Raw genomic sequence first — 6,021 nt, 5'->3', positions numbered from 1 at the left:
CCCTGAGACCCCGCGCCGAACCCCATCCCGCCCGGTATACCGCCGCGGCGGGTTGTTTGGCGTAGGCGTCTCCGCCATCGGCTCCCGTCCCGAGCGGCGATGAAAGGATCCATCGGGCCCGGGAGACGAGTTCATGATTCGACGAATCCTCACATTTCGAACCGATGCCTGGAAAGGCCGCTAACGACTTTTGGTAGGGTGGTATCTCCTTCGCACCTGGAGCCTCGATCTGGAGCATCGTGCGAGATAGCGCGCGGAAAACCTTTTCACTTCGGATCATAATTCCGCCTGCCTCGATCCAGGCCAGGGCAATATTAGGAAATTCACCTCACAGTCGCCTTCGGAAGGCTATTCCGACGAGGTGTAGGCCAGCCTTAGAGACTTTGGCCCGATGATCCCCACCATCCATCCGCGAGACATTATCGACCGCCTCGACGTCGTTTCGCGCAGTGCGATCTGGGCCGTGCTGGCGAGCTCGTGCATGGCCTTCGTCGTGTTCGATTGGCTCGTACCGGAGGTCGGGACGGGTCCCTTGTACATTCCGCTGATCGCACTGGCCGGCTGGCGCCTCGGACCGCGGGCAGCTTGCGGCGTCGCGCTGGTGGCGGCCTTCCTCAACATCCTCCCCATCCATGGGTTCGACGCTGGCCTGTCACCGCTCGCGGCGACGGTCCGTGCCGTGGTTCGGCTCGGAGCCTACGCGTTCGTCGTCGCCACCGTCTGCGTTTTGCGACGGGTCTACGAGCGGGAGCGATACGCAGCCCGTCACGACGCGCTGACGGGTATCCTGAACCGGGCATCGTTCGAGGCGCACGCTCACTTGGCCCTGGGAGGATGCGCGGCGAACGGATCGGTGACGGTGCTGGCCCTCGCGGACATCGACGGCTTCAAGTCCGTCAACGACACGTCCGGACATGCGGAAGGCGACGAGGTCCTCATCAGGTTAGCGTTGGCCGGCGTCGCAGCAATCGGTTGGGGCGACCGCTTCGGGCGGCTCGGGGGAGACGAGTTCGTCTTCCTATTGCAGTCGAGCACGGTCGCGGCGGCGGTCTCCCGTGTGGAGACGATCCACCGGCGCCTCCGCGACGGCCTGAGCGGATCGAGACATCACATCGGCGTCAGCATGGGAGCCCTCGTCGTGAGTCCCGGCACGACCCTGGACTGGGCGACCGCGATCCGCGAGGCCGACCGCCTCATGTACGTCGCGAAGCGCGCCGGGACGGGGGGAGTCCGGGTCGAGAGTTTCGGGGGAAGCACAGTCTGTAGGTCAACAGCGGCAGGCGCCGACGAGGCGCCGCTCGCAGCGGCATGACGCATCCCCGCCGGGCTCGGCCAGCCTTGGTGGCCGGTCGCAGAAGTGAAGTCGCTCAAACCGCAACCCGAAGCGGCCGGCAAGGCCGCCTAAGGTAGGGCGCCGATCATGCCTTTGGCCTGGGTCATGGTGTTCTCGCACGAACGCTTGTCACCCCTCCGGTTCTCGTCGGTGGCCCGGTTGATGAACGTTCTGGCGACGGCGACGTGGTCGGCGGTCGTGACCATGTCCGGATCGCTCGGTGCGGCGAGGCGCGCCGTGGTGATGCCTCGCGGCGAGCCGGTTCGGAGGGTGTGCCCCTCCTGCAGTCCGGCGACCTGAACCGCCCCGGCGCTATCGAGACGGCGCTCGATGGTGCCGATCTGCTCGGCGTAAGAGGAGGCCATCGCGGGAAGCGGGAGTATGGCGAGGGTAAGGGCGGCAAGGTTGGGGACGATGCGCATCGGGGTGGCCTTCGACTTGACGGCAGCATCCTGGTTCCGCCCGTCGAGCTTTCGACCCGATGCCGTCCCTCACCCGTCGATGCGAGGGTAGCGCTTCCCAGAGCGTACGCCCCTCGCCATGCTGCGTCGCAACATGAAACGCGTGGCAGGTCCGTCTCCCGGTATCCCCAGGTTCGCCTGGCCATCGTCGAAGCATCGGGCGGAGCACGCGATGGCGACCGATAGGCCGGATCGGACAATGCGGATGCGATCCGGCGTCTACTCCAACATCGCCCGGCGTCGCAGGCGCTTGGAGGCGGCCCGACGGAGGATACGCGACAACGCCTCGACCGAGTACGGCTTCTGCAGGAGCTCGAAGCCGTGGTCGGTTTCCTCGGCAAGCACATGGCTGTAGCCGCTGGTCAGCACCACCGGCAGGCCCGGATACAACCGTCGCACCTGGCGTCCAAAATCGACGCCGTTCATGCCCGGCATGACCACATCGGAGAAAACGACATCGTAACTGCCGGGGCTTCCTGCCAGCGCCGCCAGGGCGTCGTCGGCGTTCGTCACCCAATGGGTGCCGTAACCGAGTTCCTGGAGGGTCTGGGTCGAGAAGGTCCCGACCTCGCGGTTGTCCTCGACGACGAGGACGTGGGTGCCGCGTCCGTCGACGACTTTGTCAACGAACGTGGGTTCTTCGGGTATGCCGAAATCGATCTCCGCGCGCGGGAGGTAGAGCGAGAATGTGGTGCCGCGTCCGACCTCGCTCTCGACCACGACCTCGCCACCCGATTGCTTGGCGAAGCCGAACACCTGGGACAGGCCGAGGCCGGTGCCCTGGCCGACGCCCTTGGTCGTGAAGAACGGTTCGAAGATCCGGTCGATCTGATCCACGGGGATGCCGGAACCGGTGTCAGTGAGCGAGATCCGGACGAAGTCGCCGTTCCGCTCTGGTTGCGAGCGCATCGCGGGCACGACGCCCACCGCCTCCACAACAATGTCGAGTTTCCCCTCCCCCTCCATCGCGTCGCGGGCGTTGACCGCCATGTTCACCAGGGCGGTGTCGAGTTGGCTCGGGTCCGCATTGATGTAGCAGGGCTCGCCGCCGACGTGGATCGCGACTGTAATCCGTGCGCCGGTAAGGGTGCCGACCATTTCGCCGATGGCCCGGACGCTGCGCCCGGCATCGAACACCTCCGGGCGCAACGCCTGCCGACGAGCAAAGGCGAGGAGCTGCCCCGTCAGCTTGGCGGCTCGGTCTACGGTGTCGGAGATCGCGCCGACGTACCGGGCCCGCCGGTCCTCGGACAGGTCCGGGCGCTTGAGCAGGTCGGTCGATGACTTGATGACCGTGAGCAGGTTGTTGAAATCGTGCGCTACGCCCCCGGTCAACTGGCCGACGGCCTCAAGCTTCTGCGATTGCCGCAACGCCTCCTCGGCCTGCAAAAGGCTGGCGGCGCGCTCCTTCTCCAAGGTGACGTCGCGGGAGACACAGTAGAGCAGCCCTTCAACCGGAACGGCTGTCCAGGACAGGGTTCGATAGCCTCCGTCGCGCGCCCGAAAACGGTTCTCGAAGGCGAGCGTGAGCGCACCGTCGGCGAGGCGCTTGACCTCAGCCCGCGTCCTTTCCCGGTCCTCGGGATGTTCGAGCCACTCCGAGGTCTTCCCGACGATGTCGTGGTAGTCCCATCCCAGGATACGGTGCCACGCCGGATTGATGCTCACCCAGATCCCGTTCGCGTCGGCGACGCCAAGCATGTCCTGGCTCACATGCCAGATTCGGTCGCGCTCCTTGGTGCGCTCGGCGACCTGGGCCGCCAGCGTCTCGTTTAGAGCCCGCAACGCGCCCTGGGCGCGGACGCGCTCGACTGCGTCCCAGATCCGGGCCGAGACCTCCTCGACCAACCCTACCTCGTCGGGCGTCCAGGCCCGCGGCTCCCGCTGGTTCACGTAGACGACCGAGCGTAAGCGTCCCTCGTGGACCTGGGGGACGGCAACGATGGCGCCGATGCCGAAGGCGTCCATCCCGAGGCCGGCCGTGTCCGCATCCGCCTCGACGTCGGGATAGACCGACGTCCGGCCGTTCCGGAGGTTGGCAACGTTCCCGGGGCCGAACGCATCAAGGGGGTAGGTGTCGGCGAGCGTCGCGACGCCGTCGACGTACTCGGTGCCGAGGGTGACGGAGAGGCCGTCCTCCTCGACGAAGCCGTAGCCCACCCGGCTCGCGCGGAGATGGCGTCCGAGGGCGTCGACGGCCGCCTGCATCCGCCCGCGCGGGCCGCCCTGGTCGCGAAGGGTGTCGGTCAGGTCGAGCAGGAAGCGCTGCCGCGCCTCGGATGCGCGCTGCTCCGCGACCCGCCGCTCCAGTTCGGCGTTGACCTTCCTGAGGCGACGCTCGTCCAGACGGCGGCCGGTGACGTCCGAGACGGTGAGCACGGCCCCGACGACCGCTCCGCCCTGGAGGATGGGGGCATTCGAGCAAACGACCTCGATGGGCGTCCCGTCATGATGGAAGAACGTGGCGTCGCGCTGCCGGAGGGTCTTCCCCTCCCGGATGGCTTGCACGAAACAGCATTCGGACGCCGGAAACAGCCGCCCGTCCGGATGATGGTGGTGGGCGGCCTCGTGCAGGTCCTGTCCGAGTAGGGCGTCGGCGTCCCATCCGAGCAGGATGTGCGCGGTCCGGTTGGCGAAGGTGACCAGGCCGTCGCGGTCGAGTTGGATCACGGCCTCGCTGACGTGGTCCGTTACGGTCTGGAGTAGGTCGGTCTGCCGCTGCAGCGCCTCAGCAGCCAAACGTTGGTCCGTCCGGTCCCTCAGGATCTTGAGATAGCCGACATGCGTACCGTCTTCGGCGCGGAGCGGCATCATCTCGCCCAGGCCAAAGAACCGCGACCCGTCCTTGCGCACGTGCCAGCGCTCGTCATTGCCGCGGCCCTCCTCGCGGCTCACGCGCATCTCGCGCTCGGGCGCACCGTCCACCGCGTCCTCCTCGGTGAAGAACAGCCGTGCCGGCCTGCCGAGCATATCGGCCTCGGACCAGCCGAGGATGGCCTCGGCACCGGCACTCCAACCGGTCACGAGGCCGTCGAGGTCGGTTGTCACGATGGCGTAGTCGCGGGCGCTGTCGAGGATCTGGCCGTGGCGGACGTCCGCTTCCCGGGCGGTGCGCAGGGCGTCGTCGCGCGCCACCATCGACCGACGCAGTTCCATCTGCGCCATGACCTGCCGCCCCAGTGCCTCCAGGGCCTCGGTCTGTTCGGTCGTCAGCCCCTCCGGTCGGGGTTTCATGTCGATCACGCACAGAGTCCCCAGTGGAACGCCCTCGGGCGTCTCCAGCCGCGCACCGGCATAAAACTTCAGCCGCGGCTCCCCGGTGACCAGCGCGTTGTCGCGGGTCCGGGGGTCGGCGGTTAGATCCGGGATGACCAACAGGCCGGGCTGCCGCAGGGCGTGGGCACAGACCGACTGCGACAGCGGGGTCTGGCAGGGGTCGAAGCCGACCCGGGCCTTGAACCACTGCCGGTCGCCGGCGACGAGGCTGACGAGCGCGACCGACGTCCCGCAGATCCGGGACGCCAGCAGAACGATGTCATCGAAGCCTCGCTCGGCCTCGGTATCGAGGATGCCATAGCCGTCGAGCGTCGCGAGCCTCGCCGGATCGTAGGCGGCTTCCGCGATGGCATCCTCAGGCGCGGCCATGGGCCGACCCGTTCGATGCTGTTACGCGGAGGGACTTCGCCTCGTCGTGCTCGATCAGAAGTCTGAGCGCCGACCTGACGACCTCGCTGATGGATGTGTAGTCCCCCTTGGCGACCTGCCCTTCGACGTAGGCGATCAGCGGCTCGGTCAGGGCGATGTGTCGGGAGTGCTTGGCGGCCATCCGCTGCCCCTAGCATCTCCCTGGGACGGTGTCGCACCTGCGACACCCCCATTCGCGGAGCTGCGTCGTCACACCGACCGCCGGCTGGGCATGTCGTTGCTAGAGCGGCATCCGATCAGGTTGGATCATAAGCGTCGTATCCCGCGGCGGCGAGGTAGCTCCGGCATTCGTCTGGTTTGAAGGCAGCGAAGGCGTTTTTGATGGCGTCCCAGAGGTCGGCAACGGTGCGCTTTGCAGCCGATCGGAGCATTGCCTTGAGCTTGGCAAAGGCCATCTCGATTGATGGTGTGGATGGCTCCTGCTCCCGGCGTTGCGTTGGGGCATAGTCGGGATGTTGTCGCCTCAAGCTGAGGAGCCACCCATGTCCGAACTTGTTACGGTCGGTATCGACCTCGCGAAGA

General features: G+C 67.0%; 4 protein-coding genes and 1 pseudogene. 1 reads left to right on the top strand and 4 read right to left on the bottom strand.

Annotated elements, in window-relative coordinates; genetic code table 11:
* The first annotated feature begins 391 nt into the window (after positions 1-391).
* Positions 392-1,312, top strand: coding sequence for a GGDEF domain-containing protein (locus FV226_RS26525; protein WP_147765275.1), 921 nt, complete (start codon positions 392-394; stop codon positions 1,310-1,312).
* Between the two features lie 89 nt (positions 1,313-1,401).
* Here FV226_RS26525 and FV226_RS26520 read toward each other — a convergent pair whose 3' ends face one another.
* From FV226_RS26520 to FV226_RS28815, 4 genes and pseudogenes are all read right to left on the bottom strand, one after another.
* On the bottom strand, positions 1,402-1,755 hold the full coding sequence (locus tag FV226_RS26520) for a hypothetical protein (protein ID WP_147765274.1): 354 nt from the start codon (positions 1,753-1,755) through the stop codon (positions 1,402-1,404).
* Positions 1,756-2,013: 258 nt separating this feature from the next.
* Entirely contained in the window at positions 2,014-5,439 is a 3,426-nt protein-coding gene (locus tag FV226_RS26515; RefSeq protein WP_147765273.1) for a PAS domain S-box protein, read from the bottom strand.
* On the bottom strand, positions 5,426-5,620 hold the full coding sequence (locus tag FV226_RS26510; RefSeq protein WP_147765272.1) for a type II toxin-antitoxin system ParD family antitoxin: 195 nt from the start codon (positions 5,618-5,620) through the stop codon (positions 5,426-5,428). The genes FV226_RS26515 and FV226_RS26510 overlap by 14 nt, the downstream gene beginning before the upstream one ends.
* Positions 5,621-5,735: 115 nt before the next feature.
* Positions 5,736-6,021 (bottom strand): annotated as a pseudogene (locus FV226_RS28815) (hypothetical protein); the annotation flags it as partial.

Origin of the sequence: Methylobacterium sp. WL12, assembly GCF_008039475.1 — a bacterium.
Lineage (GTDB): Bacteria > Pseudomonadota > Alphaproteobacteria > Rhizobiales > Beijerinckiaceae > Methylobacterium > Methylobacterium cerastii.
Note: the sequence above shows the minus strand (reverse complement) of the source record. Positions and strands in the feature narration are given on the sequence as shown.